The organism is Rheinheimera sp. UJ63, assembly GCF_021568285.1.
In the GTDB taxonomy this organism is placed as follows: domain Bacteria; phylum Pseudomonadota; class Gammaproteobacteria; order Enterobacterales; family Alteromonadaceae; genus Alishewanella; species Alishewanella maricola.
Genome location: NZ_JAKGTQ010000001.1, coordinates 1,241,846 through 1,257,620, shown reverse-complemented (window position 1 = coordinate 1,257,620; position 15,775 = coordinate 1,241,846). Strand labels below are relative to the sequence as shown.

At 47.0% G+C, this 15,775-nt stretch carries 10 protein-coding genes; 9 read left to right on the top strand and 1 reads right to left on the bottom strand.

The genetic code is table 11. From position 1 onward, the window contains the following. The first annotated feature begins 3 nt into the window (after positions 1-3). Genes L1N97_RS05720 through L1N97_RS05710 form a run of 3 tightly spaced genes read left to right on the top strand, consistent with a single transcriptional unit; the run spans position 4 to position 3,215 of the window. Positions 4-711, top strand: coding sequence for a SapC family protein (locus L1N97_RS05720; protein WP_229586180.1), 708 nt, complete (start codon positions 4-6; stop codon positions 709-711). 1 nt (position 712) lies between these two features. Next, the gene (locus tag L1N97_RS05715) at positions 713-1,711 is read left to right on the top strand and encodes a cupin-like domain-containing protein (protein WP_229586181.1); all 999 of its coding nucleotides are present in this window, start codon (positions 713-715) and stop codon (positions 1,709-1,711) included. Between the two features lie 13 nt (positions 1,712-1,724). Further along, positions 1,725-3,215, top strand: a complete 1,491-nt coding sequence (locus L1N97_RS05710) for a tryptophan halogenase family protein (RefSeq protein WP_236129110.1) — start codon at positions 1,725-1,727, stop codon at positions 3,213-3,215. Between the two features lie 56 nt (positions 3,216-3,271). Here the strand turns inward: L1N97_RS05710 and L1N97_RS05705 are convergent, their stop codons facing one another. Beyond that, positions 3,272-4,237, bottom strand: coding sequence for a glycoside hydrolase family 16 protein (locus tag L1N97_RS05705; RefSeq protein ID WP_236129109.1), 966 nt, complete (start codon positions 4,235-4,237; stop codon positions 3,272-3,274). 264 nt (positions 4,238-4,501) lie between these two features. Between L1N97_RS05705 and L1N97_RS05700 the strand changes: the two genes are divergently transcribed. From L1N97_RS05700 to L1N97_RS05675, 6 genes are all read left to right on the top strand, one after another. Beyond that, positions 4,502-5,833 carry a GH1 family beta-glucosidase gene (locus tag L1N97_RS05700; protein WP_236129108.1) on the top strand — a complete coding sequence of 444 codons (1,332 nt, stop codon included), beginning with the start codon at positions 4,502-4,504 and terminating at the stop codon, positions 5,831-5,833. 26 nt (positions 5,834-5,859) lie between these two features. Further along, positions 5,860-7,185, top strand: coding sequence for a glycoside-pentoside-hexuronide (GPH):cation symporter (locus L1N97_RS05695; protein WP_229586185.1), 1,326 nt, complete (start codon positions 5,860-5,862; stop codon positions 7,183-7,185). A gap of 45 nt (positions 7,186-7,230) precedes the next feature. After that, entirely contained in the window at positions 7,231-8,232 is a 1,002-nt protein-coding gene (locus tag L1N97_RS05690) for a LacI family DNA-binding transcriptional regulator (RefSeq protein WP_236129107.1), read from the top strand. Positions 8,233-8,313: 81 nt separating this feature from the next. Beyond that, positions 8,314-9,609 carry an MFS transporter gene (locus tag L1N97_RS05685; RefSeq protein ID WP_236129106.1) on the top strand — a complete coding sequence of 432 codons (1,296 nt, stop codon included), beginning with the start codon at positions 8,314-8,316 and terminating at the stop codon, positions 9,607-9,609. A 239-nt stretch (positions 9,610-9,848) separates the two neighbouring features. Continuing rightward, positions 9,849-12,500, top strand: a complete 2,652-nt coding sequence (locus tag L1N97_RS05680; RefSeq protein WP_236129105.1) for a glycoside hydrolase family 16 protein — start codon at positions 9,849-9,851, stop codon at positions 12,498-12,500. Between the two features lie 25 nt (positions 12,501-12,525). Continuing rightward, positions 12,526-15,471: a TonB-dependent receptor gene (locus L1N97_RS05675; protein WP_236129104.1), complete on the top strand. Its 2,946-nt coding sequence runs from the start codon at positions 12,526-12,528 to the stop codon at positions 15,469-15,471. Positions 15,472-15,775: the final 304 nt, after the last annotated feature.

Genomic DNA, 15,775 nt, shown 5'->3' with positions numbered 1-15,775 from the left:
CCGATGGCTACTATCGAATTACTCAATAACGTTGACCATCTTGGTGTGAAAATCCTTACTGAGCGCAGCCTAGAGCTTGGCGATAACAAAATGTTTTGTTTGAGTTTTCCAGCTGAATTCCGCGCTGCCCAAGCCTATTACCCCGTCTTATTTTATAAAGACGGCCAAAGCGGCCAATTTATGCCGGTGTTACTGCTCGGTTTTCAATCGGGTGAAAACCTATTTTTGCAGCAGCAAGGATGGCAAGCGGGTTATGTGCCGCTAGATATCCTTCGTGAGCCTTTTACCATTGGCCTGCAACAGGGTGAGCGCGTGATCAATATCGATACCTCACATCCGAGAGTCAATAGCGCTTCGGGTGAGCCGTTGTTTTTAGAGTTTGGTGGTCAAACGTCTTATTTGCAGCAAGTGGCGGCACAATTAGAGACTTTGCATCATGGCGTTACCGACGCTAAGGCCTTTACGCAGCAACTATTGGCACTGGAGTTGATTGAGTCTTTTGTACTGGATGTTACGTTAAATAATGGCCAGCAGCACAGTTTGCATGGTTTCTATACGATTAACGAGCCACGGTTAGCGCAACTGAGCGGCGAGCAATTGTTGCAGTTACAGCAGGCGGGATACTTAGAGGCCATTTACATGATGCTGGCTTCGCAAGCACAGTTTGCGCGGTTGATTGGTTTTAAGAATCAGCTGTTGGCAAGCAACTAAGATGTGGCCTGCAGCGCAACCGGTAGCAAGCTTAACCGGCGTAACCGCGGATAGCATCAGCAGTGATGTACTGAATAGCGCTATACCGCTGCACTTGCCTGATTTTGCTGCGCACTGGCCTGCAGTTTGTGCGGCTAAACAAGGGCAGCCCGCCATTAATGATTATTTGCTCAGCCACTATAGTGGTGAACCACTGACTGCTTATATTAGCGAAGCGAGTAGTGGTGGCCGAGTATTTTACAATACTAATTTTAGTGGTTTTAACTTTCAGCCGGTAAATGCCAAACTTGGGCAATTGTTAGCGGCATCACAGGATAAAGCGCACTGGTATGTTGGTGCTACTTTGGTACCGCGTTGGTTTCCGCAGTGGTTGCAACAACAACACGTGCCGGCGTTGGCGCAACAGGGCAAAGATCCGCTGGTCAGCTTATGGATTGGCAATCAAAGTCGTGTAGCGGCACACTCTGATCTTCCGCAAAATTTGGCGGTGGTAGTGGCTGGGCGTCGACGTTTCACCTTGTTTCCACCTGAACAATTAGCCAATTTGTACATTGGCCCGCTGGATGTTTCGCCTGCAGGCCGAGCGATTAGTTTGGTCGATTTTACCAACCCCGATCTGACACAATTTCCCAAATTCGCCGAAGCGATGAAACATGCGCAAGTGGTAGAACTTGGTCCTGGTGATGCGCTCATTATTCCCAGTATGTGGTGGCATCATGTAGAAGCGCTAAGCTCGCTCAATGTACTGATGAATTTTTGGTGGCGCGACTGCCCTAGTTATTTGCCCAGTCCACAACTGGCATTGCAGCTGGCGATGCTGAGTATTAACACTTTACCGGCAGAGCAAAAGGCGGCATGGCGTGCACACTTTGAGCATTATGTGTTTGGTGAAGGACAAATTGCGCATATTCCTGAACATTTACGTGGTTTGCAAGGTTCATTAACTGAGCCTGTGGCACGGCAAGTGCGTGCTGAACTGTTAAATAAACTTAACCGATAACAACGAGGTCCAAATGCAGTCGCAAGCAATTAAACGCGTGGTGATTGCCGGTGGTGGAACCGCTGGTTGGATGGCGGCAGCCGCTATCGCCAAGTTAATGGGTAAACATTTTGAAATTTGTTTAGTCGAGAGTGAAGATATCGGTACTGTGGGGGTGGGAGAAGCGACCATACCCCCGTTATTGACGCTGCATAAGCTACTGGGTATCAACGAAGCAGAATTTATGGCTGCCACCCAAGCCACTTTTAAACTGGGTATTCAATTTGAAAACTGGCGTGATCAAGGCCAAGACTACATTCACTCCTTTGGAACCACTGGCCAAGATTGCTGGGCGGCGGGCTTTCAGCATTTCTGGTTAAAAGGTCAGCAAATCGGCTTAGCCAGTGATTACGGCGATTATTGCCCGGAGTTATTGGCGTCAAAAGCGGCAAAGTTTGCGCATTTGCCGAATCGTTCCCTAAATTACGCTTTTCATTTCGATGCCGGTTTATATGCAAAGTTTTTACGGACTATGGCTGAGAAACATGGTGCAACGCGGATTGAAGGTAAAATTGCTAAAGTTGAAACCTGTGAGCAAAGTGGCAATATTACAGCGTTACAGATGACGAACGGTGAGCGCATTGCTGGCGATTTATTTATTGATTGTACAGGCTTTCGCGCACTGTTAATTGAGCAAACTTTACATACCGGCTTTGATGATTGGAGCCACTGGTTGCCTTGTGATTCGGCGATTGCGGTGCAAACCCGTGCCACGCGTGAGCCGGTGCCATATACCCGCTCCATCGCGCATGGTGCTGGCTGGCAGTGGCAAATACCGCTACAACATCGAGTCGGTAATGGTTTAGTGTATTGCAGTAAGTATTATTCAGATGATGAGGCAAAAGCGTTGTTGCTGGCCAATGTCAATGGTGAGTTACTGACCGAACCTCGACTAATCAAATTCAAAACCGGCATGCGCCGTAAGCACTGGAATAAAAACTGTATCGCCTTGGGTTTGGCCAGTGGTTTTCTTGAGCCGCTAGAGTCGACCAGTATTCACTTGGTTCAACGCAGTATCGTGCGTTTGTTACAAATGTTCCCAGTTAATGGCGTCAGCCAAGCAGATGTTGATGAGTTTAATCAGCAAACTGAACATGAAGTGCTGAATATTCGTGATTTTATTATTTTGCACTACTATGTGACGGCGCGGCGCGACACGGCATTTTGGCGACACTGTCAAAGCATGCCTATTCCTGAATCCCTTGCCCATCGTATTCGTTTGTTCAAAGAAACGGGCCGAGTATTTAAAGTGCCGAACGAGTTATTTGGTGAGAACTCATGGACGCAAGTGATGTTGGGCCAAGGTTTGCTGCCAGAACACTATCATCCGATAGTGGATCAAATGAGTGAAGAGGAACTGAGTCATTTCCTCAACCAAATCAAAGTGCAAAATCAGCGGTTAGTGGCGCAATTACCCAGTCATCAGACGTTTTTACAAAGCTATTGCCCCGCGATGAGTAAATAACGCTAATCTTAAAAAAAGCCGCTACAGTCGTCTGTAGCGGCTTTTTGTTTTGTTAATCAAAGTTTTTGATAAACCCTGACAAAATCAACCTGCATGCTTTGTGGGAATATGCCAGCGTCGATACCTTTTTCATTAACGTTGCCAGCCCAATTGCCGCCCACCGCTAAATTTAACAGAAGATGAAAACGCTGATCAAAGGGTGCATGCTCACCTATGCCGGGCATAATTTGTGCGGCATCGGTAAACCAATCGGCACTGGTGCGGGTGGCATAATGCACACCATTCATGTACCAGCGGATCTCTCCCTCTTCCCATTCAATGCTGTAGGTATTAAAGCCGTCAGTGGGGCTGGCGCCTGCCGGTAGTTTGTAGCTTTCTCCAGAATAGGTATTGTTCGGCGCGCGTTTGCCATAATGTAAAGTGCCGTGGATGCGTCGCTCTGGCTCACCCATTGCCGCATTTTCTTCATCTGATTGGGTGCCGAGATTGACCGCTTCCATAATGTCAATTTCGCCTGATAACGGCCAGGCACCATAAACGTTATCGGTGGGTAGCATCCAAATCGCCGGCCAACTGCCTTGACCGCCGGGTAATTTGGCGCTGACGTCGATGCGGCCATAACGCCAGTCACCTTGGCCTTTGCTGCGAATGCGGCCAGATGTGTAAGGTAAGGTGCGTTGTCGCTTAGGATCAAAGTTCGCGGCATCTTCAACAATATCTGGGCCGGAGAAGTTTTCTGCTCGCGCGATGAGGTGTAACAGGCCATCTTTTACCATGATGTTTTCTGGTCGGTCGGTATAGCATTGTTGTTCATCATTACCGCCGCCCCAGCAATTTTGCTCTGGGGTCCATTTGCTTCGATCGAGCTGTTTACCCTCAAATTCATCATGCCAGACTAATTGCCAACCCGCCGGCGCGGCAAAAGCGATGTTGGCCGATGGCGTGCTGGGTTCGGGTAGCTGATTGCAAGCGACTAACGCCAACGTGCTACTAATAGCCAGTAAAGGTAAATTAAAACGCATTATTGCCTCCTAGGTATCCAGTGTTCACCTGGGGTTGTTTTTAAAAGAAAAGTCTAACTAAAAAGCTTGCTGTACTGATATACGGTGCAATCAGTGATGTGACTCTTTATGCCGTTAAGCGCTTTTGTGTATTATATTTGACGACAGTGTCTAGGCCGTCTAGTATGATGTAAGCGCTTTCATATATAGCATAATACCGTGCTGCAAGTAACTACTTTGTATTGTTGCAGCGACTTTCGGCTTTAGCGAACCTTGGCAGAACTGATGAAGATAACTCTAGCAAAAACCTCTCCTTTATTGCAGCCTAACTTTGTTTTTGGCGTAGCAACCTCTTCTTTTCAGATAGAAGGTGCGGCTGATAGTCGTGAGCCGTGCATCTGGGATACCTTCTGTGATACGCCGGGTCGGATCAAAGATAATTCCGACGGCAAAGTGGCTTGTGATCATGTTGCTCGTTGGCGTGATGATATTGAGCTGATTGCCGGTTTAGGCGTTGATGCCTATCGGTTCTCGATTGCTTGGGGGCGGGTGATTAACCGTGATGGCAGTATTAACGAAGCGGGCTTAGCTTTTTATCAGCAGTTACTTGATGCGCTGCAAGCCAAAAATATTAAGGCTTTCGTGACACTTTATCATTGGGATTTACCGCAATATCTTGAAGATCACGGTGGTTGGTTAAACCGGAATACCGCTTATAAATTTGCCGAGTATACCGATATCGTAACAAAGGCTTTTGGAGATAAGGTGTACTCTTATGCCACGCTAAATGAGCCGTTTTGTAGTGCCTATCTCAGTTATGAAGCGGGGATCCACGCACCAGGGTTTCAAAATCGGCAACAAGGTCGACAAGCCGCCCATCATTTGTTGTTAGCGCATGGGTTAGCCATGCGCGTACTGCGGAAAAATGCTCCACATGCTAAAAATGGCATTGTGCTTAATTTTAGCCCGTGTCACCCGGCTTCTAACAGTGCAGCCGATGTGCGTGCGGCCGAGATGGCGGATCAGTACCATAATCAGTGGTATCTGCAACCGCTACTCGAAGGCTGTTACCCTCCTTTGTTAGCAGAGTTAGCCGCAAATGAACAACCACTAATGGTTGACGGTGATATGGCGATTATTGCTGAACCAATAGATTTCCTCGGCGTAAACTACTACACCCGCACTGTCTATCGGGCCAATGAAAAAGGCTGGTTCAGTGATGTGCCACCAACAACACCGCCATTAACGGATATGGGCTGGGAAATATATCCAAAAGGCTTAACTGAAATTCTGCTGGCGTTGCACCAACGTTATACGTTGCCGCCCATTTACATTACTGAAAATGGGGCCGCCATGCCGGATACTTTGCTGCAAGATAAAGTCGCCGATCAGCATCGGGTAGATTATTTTCAGCAACACTTACAAGCTACGGAAGATGCTATCAAGGCTGGTGTTGATATACAGGGTTATTTCGCCTGGAGCTTGATGGACAATTTTGAATGGGCTGAAGGCTATGCGAAACGCTTTGGTATTGTTTATGTTGATTATGTTACGCAACAACGTACCTTAAAGAATAGTGCCATAGCGTTACGTGACGTGTTCGCTAACCGGCGTTAACTCAGGGTCTGTTTGCAGGAGCGGTTATGCTGAGTAAAAAAGAAAAAATAGCCTACGGCCTAGGTGACACGGCCAGTAACATCATTTTTCAAACAGTGATGTTATTTCTAACGTTTTTTTACACCGATATTTTCGGTATTTCGCCCGCTATCGTCGGCAGTATGTTTTTGTTAGTGCGGATCATTGATGCCGTGACCGATCCGTTAATGGGCGCACTGGCCGATAACACTAAAAGTCGACATGGTAAATATCGGCCTTACTTACTTTGGCTGGCGTTGCCTTTCGCCTTCTGTAGTGTTTTAGCTTTTACCACCCCAGATTTTTCTGAAAGCGGTAAAGTCTGGTACGCCTTTGCCACTTATACCCTGCTGATGCTGGCCTATACCGCGATTAACATTCCATACTCAGCCCTGGGTGGCGTATTAACGGCCGATCCAAATGAGCGCGTTTCGGTGCAAACGTATCGTTTTATCTTTGGTATGTTAGGCGGGTTGTTAGTAACCGCCTGTACCTTACCCCTGGTAGAATACTTTGGTCAGGGCGATCAGGCGCGAGGCTATCAGTGGACCATCGCCGCCATGAGCCTGTTAGGTATGATATTGTTTTTACTCTGTTTTGCCGGTACTCGTGAACGAGTTCACGCGCCAGCGAATCAAACAATAACATTACGCAGTGGCATGTCGACTTTATGGCAAAACGATCAGTGGCGTATTTTATGTGTTGCTGCGCTATTTTTGTTAACCGGTATGGTGTTGCGTAATACTCTGGCGATTTATTACGTAAAATATTTTTTAGGTCGAGACGATCTGGTCACCTCCTTTGTTACGCTGGGTATGATCGGCAATATCGCCGGTGTGGCGATGGCGCAATGGTTATCCACTAAAGTGGATAAAGTAAAAGCCTATATTGGCTTGCAACTTATTTCAGCCGTGATTTGTGTGCTGGGTTTCTTTATCAGCCCCGAGCAAGTAAAAATGGCGTTTGCCCTGCACTTTTTCTGGAGTTTCTTCCTGCAAATGGCTACGCCGTTATTATGGGCAAAAATGGCCGATACGGTTGATTATGGTCATTACAAAACAGGCATTCGAGTGACCGGCTTAGTGTATTCCTCTATCGTATTTTTTATTAAATTAGGTTTGGCGGTCGGTGGTGCTTTAGCGGGGTGGTTGTTAGCGTTTTACGGTTATCAAGCCAATCAGGTACAATCTGCCGAAACGCTGAACGGCTTATTACTTAGCTTTACCTTCTGGCCAGCTGTTTGTTCGGTGTTAGTTGCCATCGTGATGACGCGCTATACCTTGTATAATGCCCGTGTACAGCAAATCGCCACTGATCTTGCTGCTCGACACTAGCGAATGCTAAGCTAGCGAGGTTAAATTTTGGCTAATAGGACGCAAATGGCAACCATTTATGAAGTGGCAAAAGCGGCGGGTGTGTCGCTGGCGACCGTATCGCGCGTGATGAACAATAATACGCCGGTGCGGCAAGCCACACGGACAAAAGTGTTGGCGGCGATGGCCGAGTTAGGTTATCGGCCTAATAGTATTGCGCAATCATTGGCCTCTAACCGCTCTAACAGCATTGGTATTTTAGTCTCTGAGTTACATGGCCCTTTTTATGGTGCGATGTTAACTGGTATTGAAGCCGAGTTTCGTGCTGCGGGTAAGCACGTGATTATTGCTGCGGGCCACAGTGAACGTGAAACCGAGCAAGACGGTATCGAGTTTTTAAAAAGCCGCAATTGCGACGCACTCATTTTGCATGTCGAAGCGGTATCTGACGACTATCTTATTGAGTTGGCGCAGGGTGATACGCCTTTTGTATTGTTAAACCGGCATATCGATGCCTTAGCCGATCGCTGTATCAGTTTAAATAACGAATTGGGTGGGTATCTCGCCACTCAGCATTTATTAGAGCAAGGGCATCGGCAGATTGCCTATATTGCTGGCCCCATGTGGAAAACGGACGCGCGCGAGCGTTATGCTGGACACCAGCGGGCATTACAAGAGTTTCACTGTGCGCTCAATACCGGGTTATTTTTTGAAGGCGACTTTCGAGAAACGGGTGGTAGCGAAGGCTTACAGAGTATCATTGCAAGCAAACAGCCCTTTACCGCGGTGGTTTGTGCTAACGATGAAATGGCCTCTGGTGCACTGACTACAGCGCGTGAGCTAGGTTATAGTGTTCCTGAAGATTTTTCTGTTGTCGGGTTTGATAACGTTAACTTTGCTTATTACACCTACCCTAAATTAACCACCATTGATTATCCGATCAGTGCAATGGGGCATATGGCGGCACGTTGGGTGCTCAGTCAGGTTTATCAGCAAGCGGATACCGAGGTGCAGCAAGTGTTTGAACCGCATTTAATCAGTCGCGACTCCACTCACCTTATCGTTTAGTTCTATCTCATTGCCGCGGTCAATCATTGGCGATAGCCGCGGTTGTTCTTCGTACAAGCTTTGTCCGATTTTGGAGTGTCTATGCCAGATCAGCCAGCAGCAAAACCGACCAAACAGCTCTATCAGTTGTTGGCCGATGATACTGATGGTCGTGCCTGCAAGGATATCCCTGATGAGGTTTGTACTGCCTTACCGAGCAATTATTTATTGTTGTTATGCAGTCAATGCTGCACTGCCTTGGCCGACTTATTAGCTAACCCCAAAACCATCTTAACGTGGTTACTGACCTCGCTGGGTACGCCCGCCAGTTTTATCGCTTGGTTGGTGCCGCTGCGGGAGTCAGGTTCAATGTTGCCGCAGTTAATGATTGGGGCTTGGGTTCGGCGCTTTGCTAAACGTAAAGCCTTTCTGGTGTTAGGCAGTGTGCTGCAAGCTAGCAGTTTGCTGGGGATGGCGCTGGTTGCCCTTTCGCTCGAGGGGCGCCAAGCGGGTGTCGCTATTTTAATACTGTTAGCTTGTTTTAGTTTGGCGCGTGGTTTGAATTCGGTGGCGCAAAAAGATGTCTTAGGAAAAACCGTACCCAAAGGGCGGCGCGGCCGTTTAACTGGCTTAGCTACGTCTGTTTCAGGTGTTATCACCGCAGTCATATCTTTATGGTTGTTGCAGCAAGATAGCCATCACAGCTGGTTTTATGCTGGGTTTTTGTTGGCAGCAGCGCTATTATGGTTTGGCGCAAGCGCACTGTTTTCGGCGATCCGCGAGCAAGCTGGTGCCAGCGACGGCGGCGTTAATGCAATGCAAGCGGCGTGGCAAAATGTGCGTAAATTAAAAACCGATAAGGTGCTGCGCAATTTTATTATCTGCCGCGGTTTGTTATTAAGTTCAGCCTTAGTGCAGCCCTTTGTCGTGTTATTGGCGCAACAACAAAATAATAGCCATCAAACCTTAATGTTACTGTTACTCGCCAGCAGCGTGGCGGGTGCTGTTAGCGCCAGTCTTTGGGGTAAAGCTGCTGATCGAAGCAGTAAGCAAGTACTGCAGCTGGCCGCGGTTTTAACCTTGTTGGGTTGTGTGTTGCCGATTGTTTATTTACCCGCTACTGAGAATAGTTGGTTTTACCCTTTACTCTTTGTGTGGTTAAACATCAGCCATGCCGGGGTGAGGTTGGGGCGTAAAACATATTTGGTTGATATCGCCACCGGTAACCAACGCACCGAATATGTTGCCTTAAGTAATAGCCTGATGGGCGTGTTATTGTTGCTTGTAGGCGCAATAGCGGCCTTGTTTGCTGCATGGTCAGTAACCGCTGTACTGTGCTTCTTTGCGCTGCTGAGCCTCGTAGCCATTTATTTTACCTTTCGTCTTTCTGCGACATAACACAGCGTATTCACCCTGAACTAAGTTTCTTGCCAGTGCTGCATGCATTGCTGGATTTTTAACCAATGCACAGCCGTGCTGTTTTCGGAACATTTAACCAATATTTTTTGAGGTTTTTTTAAACAGTTAATTGACTGTTACATGATATTGGCCTAACTTATGTAAGCGCTTACATGAAATTGGGTGCTTTGCTGTGGGCAAATGCCGGCGTGACAAGGTTAAAAACAGGAACTCAGGGTATGACTAAAATAATGAATAACGCTAAATCCCTAGCCGCTTTGGCGCTGCTGGCGGGTTTAAGTGCATGTGGCGGAGACGTTACAACAAACTCAGACTTTACCGCTGTTAACACCGAACAACCAGTCTCTGATTGGAAACTGGTTTGGAGTGATGAATTTGATGGCACTAGTATTGATCGGCGTAAATGGAACTTTGAAATTAACTGTCAAGGTGGCGGAAACCAGGAAAAACAATGCTATACCGATAGCGCAGAAAATGCTTTTGTCTCTAACGGTAGCTTGAAAATTGTGGCTAAACCTGCGGCAGAGGGTGCACCTTTACCTTACACATCTGCTCGTCTTAACACCCGTTATCAAGGTGATTGGCGTTATGGCCGTATTGAAGTGCGTGCCAAAATGCCGTCAGGTCAAGGTACTTGGCCAGCCGTGTGGATGATGTCGACGGATGAAGTGTATGGCGGTTGGCCAAAATCAGGCGAAATCGACATTGTTGAAGCGGTTAACTTAAAAACCGTGGACGGTGACGGTGTGGTAGAAAACAAAGTCTATGGCACGCTGCACTATGGTCGTGATTGGCCAAACAATGTAAACAGCGGTAAAGCATACAGTTTACCTGCTGGCGCTAACCCTGCTGATGGCTTTAATACCTATGCCATCGAGTGGCAGGAAGGCGAAATTCGTTGGTATGTAAACGATTATTTGTATCAAACGCAAATGGCCTCAAAGGTTCGTACCAACAGCAAAGGCGAAACGATCGGTTTAAGCCACCGTGGTTGGTTTGTTGAAAACTTCAATAACATTACCGGTAAGCTGGAAACCCAGTGGAATAACGCGCCCTTTGATCAGCGTTTCTATTTAATCATGAATTTAGCTGTCGGTGGCAACTGGCCAGAAAACGTGAATAACCTGGGTATTGACGAAACAGCGTTAGCAAACGGCCAAACCATGGAAGTGGAATGGGTGCGCGTGTATCAATGCGACCAAAACCCGAATACTGGTAAAGGTTGTGAAACCATTCGTGCTGGCTACAAAGATGCTGAAACCTTAGTAGAAGGTAAAGCGCCGATCCCGTCGCCACCGTCATCTGGTATTGCGCGTAACCTTACTATTTTTGATGGCACGCCTAATCCAAACTGGCCAGCATGGGATTGTTGTGGTGGTTCTACCCCGGCCCTGGTTGTTGATGCCGACCGTGGTAATGTTTATGAATTTTTAGTGGGTCCACAACCTACCGTAAACGGCTTTATCTCACGATCTGCTTTCATCACCGATCCAAATGGTCAAGCCTCGCCGTTTGATGCGTCACCGTTAATTGAAAACGGCAGCATCAGTTTTGATATGCAAGTGGTATCAGCGCCATCTAACCCGGCTTCTACTTGGATGTTTAAAGTAGAAAGTAACGAAAACACTACCTTTGTTGAATTACCGATTACTGCGAGTTCTGAAGGTGTGGCTCCGGTTACTGGCCAATGGCAAACCTATACCTTCCCGTTAAAAGCACTAGATGCAGCGGGTTTAGACTTGTCTGCTATTGATGTGCTGATGGTGTTTCCTGCTTGGGATACCGGCAATGGCGCAGTATATCGGATGGACAATGTAAAAATTTCTCAACCGAGCAGTTCACCTGAATTAGTGATCTTTACAGATCAAACGAATCCAGCGTGGCCATTGTGGGATTGTTGTGGTGGTAGCACCCCAATTGAAGTGATGGACGATGAAGCGCATGGTACTGTGGCTGAATTTGCCGTGGGTCCTCAACCTACCGTATTAGGTTTCTTCAACCGTGCGCCTTTAGGTTCAGGTATGGCTTTTGATGCGTCAGCCCTGTTAGCTGAAGGTGTGGTGCAGTTTGAAGTGAAAGTGGTTAATGCACCAGCAAATGCTAATTCAACGTGGATGTTTAAAATTGAAGCAGCAGGAGGTGACACTGCCGTAGAACTGCCATTAAGTGCCGGTAATGCGGGACAAGCTCCGATAACAGGTCAATGGGCAACGTACACCTTTAGTATCCAAAGTTTGTTTGATGCAGGTTTAGATATCAGCTCAATCGATGTCTTGATGATCTTCCCTGCTTGGGATACCGGCAACGGTGCGGTATTCCGTGTTGATAACGTAAAAATCTTCAATCCAAACGCTGCGGCTGCCGGTGATGGTTCGCTTAATGTGTTCAGCAATAACGTCAATGCGCAGTGGGATCTATGGGACTGTTGTGCCGGTTCAACGCCAAAAGTGGTTGATGCAGGTGCGCCGTATGGCAACGTGGCTCAGTTTGAAATTTTGGGTTGGCCAGAAACCGTATTGGGTTTCTTAGCAAAAGCCGATGGCGCCTTTAATGCCACGCCACTGTTAGCCAATGGCAGCATTAGCTTTGATATGCGGGTGGTAACTGCGCCAACCAATACCAGCAGCACGTGGTTCTTCAAAGTAGAGTCAACAGGTGCAGCGACCGCGGTCGAGTTACCCTTGGCCTCTGGTAATAATAACCAAGCTCCGGTAACGGGTGAGTGGGCCACTTATCGTTTTTCACTGCAAAGTCTATTTGATGCCGGCCTCGATATCAGTGATATCAATGTGTTAATGGTCTTCCCAGCGTGGGGTACAGGCCAGGGCGCGGTATATCAAATTGATAACGTAAAAATTGCCAATAACTAAGCAGTGCGACAAGAGTAGGATAATTATGAAACCAATAACTTTTACTAAGAGTCGAGTAGCTGCAGCAGTATCTGTAGTATTGACTGCCGGTATGATGCTGCCACTACAGGCACAAGAAGCAACTGCTGCTGAAGCTGAGCCGCAAGTTGAAATAATCGAAGTCCGTGGTATTCGGGGAAGCTTAGCTCGCTCAATGGACGTTAAGCGTGAATCGTCAGGCGTCGTTGATGCGATTTCTTCTGAAGAGATGGGGAAATTCCCAGACACGAACTTAGCTGAATCGTTACAACGCATTACCGGTGTTTCGGTAAGCCGAGTAAATGGTGAAGGTAGCCAAATTACCGTACGGGGTTTCGGCCCTGAGTTTAACCTGATCACCTTAAATGGCCGTCAGATGCCCGGTACCGGTTTTACCCGTTCCTTTAACTTAGAAAACCTGTCTTCTGAGGGCGTTAGCGCCCTAGAAGTATACAAAACCGCGCGAGCAGAAAACCCGAGCGGTGGTCTAGGTGCTACCGTAAATATCGTTACCTCGAAACCGCTAGCAAGCCCAGGCGAGAAATTTGCCATGATGGGGAAAGCTGTGCATGACAGCTCTAATGAAGTAGGCGAAGATGTCACCCCTGAGTTTTCAGCGTTATACAGCAATACCTTTGCGGATGATCGTTTTGGTGTGGCGGTGTCTTTTGCTTCGGCCCGTCGGGATTTCCAAATCCAAAATGCCAATATTCAAGGCTGGCAAGCAAACGTGCCGCTACCTAATAACCCTACTGAGGTTATCGATCGGCGGCCACTGGGAGCCGATGGTTTACCAACCGGCAATTACTTCTTTCCAAAAGATATGAACTACGGCATTGCTGATTTTCAACGGGAAAGAACGACCGGTCAGCTTACCTTTCAATATGCGGCTACCGATGATATTACCTTTACCCTTGATTACACTGGCAGCCGTGCCTTAGTTGGAAGTGAAAGTATTGGTTGGGGTATTTGGAATAACTTTGGCGATAACATCAATGCTTATGAGTTAGATGAGCGCGGTACTGCCATTTTTGCTGATATCAGCGGGGATGATGGTTCTTTTACTGCGAGTAAAGGCACCACAGAAGTTAAAGCTGCGTCTATCGGTTTTAATATGGATTGGCAGATCACCGATGATTTGAACGTCAGTTTCGACTTTCATGATTCCAACAATAAAACCGATAACGGTGCCGATAAAGGCAGCGGTAATAGCGGCCAGGTGATCTTAGGTTCTGATCAACTTATTACCAAGTTTTATGATTACCGTACCGGCGAGATCCCACAAGCGTACATTTTATGGCGCAACGGTAGCAATGTATTAAACCCAGGTGAAATTGATTCTAACTTTAGTCAGTTTTTTGATTCACCAGGTGAGTCAGATATTCAACAGTTTCAGTTGGATAGCACTTGGTTTAACTCGAGCTTTAATATTCCGTTGGTTTCAATTAAAGGCGGTGTTGCTCGTACTGATCAAAACTTAAGTGGTTCAAACGCTTGGAGTGGCTTACGTGGTGGCCCAGGCTTTAACCCAAGCTATACGTTTATTTTCCCAGACGGTATGTTTACTCGGCGTGATACCGGTAACTTCCTTGATCAGTTTGCCGGTGGTGGCAATGGCTTAGTCAGTAATTATTATTACAGCTATAGCTACGATGAAGCCGTGGCTCGGCAAACGGCTTATTTAACTGAAACACTGTTAGGCGCCAATGCGTATGTGCCAGATGCGTTTTATGGCCCTTATGGCGAAAGTTATGTACAAGAAGTAACAGACAGTATCTACCTACAATCTGCATGGGAATTTGAAGTGGCAGACTTCCCGGTACAGCTGAATGTTGGTGTACGTTATGAACAAACCGATGTCACTAGTACGGTGCTACAAGATGTAGAGCGCCAAGTGAATTGGGTTAGCCCATCTGAATGGATCATGCAATATGAGCCGGGTGATGCTAACTACTTAACCTTGACCGGTTCGCATAACGTCTTATTGCCGATGATGGATTTACGGGTTGATATTACCGATGACTTAGTCAGTCGTTTATCAATTGGTAAAAGCATCACTCGCGCACCTTTAGGTGCTTTGGCTGGCGGTCGTAGTTTAAGTGGCAGTCCAAAACCCGGTTCGCGTAGTGGTGGCCAGGGTAATACTAATCTGCAACCGTATGAGTCAACTAACCTCGATTTAAGCCTAGAGTATTATTACGCACCGGGTAGTTATGCCGCCATTGGTTACTATCGGAAGAGCGTGAAAAACTTTATCGGTAATACCATTACAGATATTACTATTGAAGGTTTAAATGACATTCTAAATGGTCCACGTTATCAACAAGCGGTTGCTGATATTACGGCGCGCGGTGAACAACCTACCGACACGGCTATTTATAATCAGTTGTTAGCCAATGGCCATGGTGATGCTAACGGTGCAATTGCACCGACCAGTGCTGATCCGTTAATTGTTTGGAGTATTAGCCAACCACAAAATATCGACGATACTAAGACGGTAGACGGTATCGAAGCCGCTTGGCAGCATATGCTAGGTGAAACCGGTTTTGGTTTTGGTATTAACGGTACCATCGTTAACGGTGACGTTGAATTTGATATTGAAAGTTTAACGCAACAAACACCGTTAGTCGGCCTGAGTAACTCTGCTAACTTACAGTTATTCTATGAAGACTATGGTTGGTCAGTAAAATTAACTTACGCTTGGCGTGACAGTTATTTAATCGGGGTAGGCCAGAGCCAAGGTTCGTCTGATGCACCACCGCAGTTTGCTAAGGCTTATGCGCAATGGGACATCAGCATCAACAAAGATGTCACTGATAACTTTACCGTGTTCTTTGAAGGGATCAACCTGACAAACGAAACCGAGCAAGGTTATGGCCGTTACGAAGAGCAGTTCCTGTTTGCTCGTCAATATGGTCCACGTTATATCTTAGGTGCCCGTTATCGGTTCTAAGCGTTGCTTCTCCCTGTTGTTTCTTTAGTGCCCGCTTGCGGGCACTTTTTTTGCCTTAACCTTTGTATTAAAACCAAATGAGCTTGGCGTATCATGCTGCTACGCTGTCTGCTGAGTGTTTTTTCTTGCTGCTATCCGCGCCGTTACTCTTCATGCTCAACCCCCTGCACTCGTTTACATTACGGCCAATACCACTTGAATTTACCGGTGACATGTAAACCTATCTTTTATAGGTAGAAACCACCTTGCAATAGGTCAGTAAGGCTAAAAAGGATACGGGCTGAGCGGCAATTGTATATCAAAG

Excerpts from the sequence above, each read along its gene's own strand:
- L1N97_RS05720 (WP_229586180.1), top strand. The coding sequence starts at position 4 with ATGGCTACTATCGAATTACTCAATAACGTTGACCATCTTGGTGTGAAA.
- L1N97_RS05715 (WP_229586181.1), top strand. The coding sequence starts at position 713 with ATGTGGCCTGCAGCGCAACCGGTAGCAAGCTTAACCGGCGTAACCGCG.
- L1N97_RS05710 (WP_236129110.1), top strand. The coding sequence starts at position 1,725 with ATGCAGTCGCAAGCAATTAAACGCGTGGTGATTGCCGGTGGTGGAACC.
- L1N97_RS05705 (WP_236129109.1), bottom strand. The coding sequence starts at position 4,237 with ATGCGTTTTAATTTACCTTTACTGGCTATTAGTAGCACGTTGGCGTTA.
- L1N97_RS05700 (WP_236129108.1), top strand. The coding sequence starts at position 4,502 with ATGAAGATAACTCTAGCAAAAACCTCTCCTTTATTGCAGCCTAACTTT.
- L1N97_RS05695 (WP_229586185.1), top strand. The coding sequence starts at position 5,860 with ATGCTGAGTAAAAAAGAAAAAATAGCCTACGGCCTAGGTGACACGGCC.
- L1N97_RS05690 (WP_236129107.1), top strand. The coding sequence starts at position 7,231 with ATGGCAACCATTTATGAAGTGGCAAAAGCGGCGGGTGTGTCGCTGGCG.
- L1N97_RS05685 (WP_236129106.1), top strand. The coding sequence starts at position 8,314 with ATGCCAGATCAGCCAGCAGCAAAACCGACCAAACAGCTCTATCAGTTG.
- L1N97_RS05680 (WP_236129105.1), top strand. The coding sequence starts at position 9,849 with ATGACTAAAATAATGAATAACGCTAAATCCCTAGCCGCTTTGGCGCTG.
- L1N97_RS05675 (WP_236129104.1), top strand. The coding sequence starts at position 12,526 with ATGAAACCAATAACTTTTACTAAGAGTCGAGTAGCTGCAGCAGTATCT.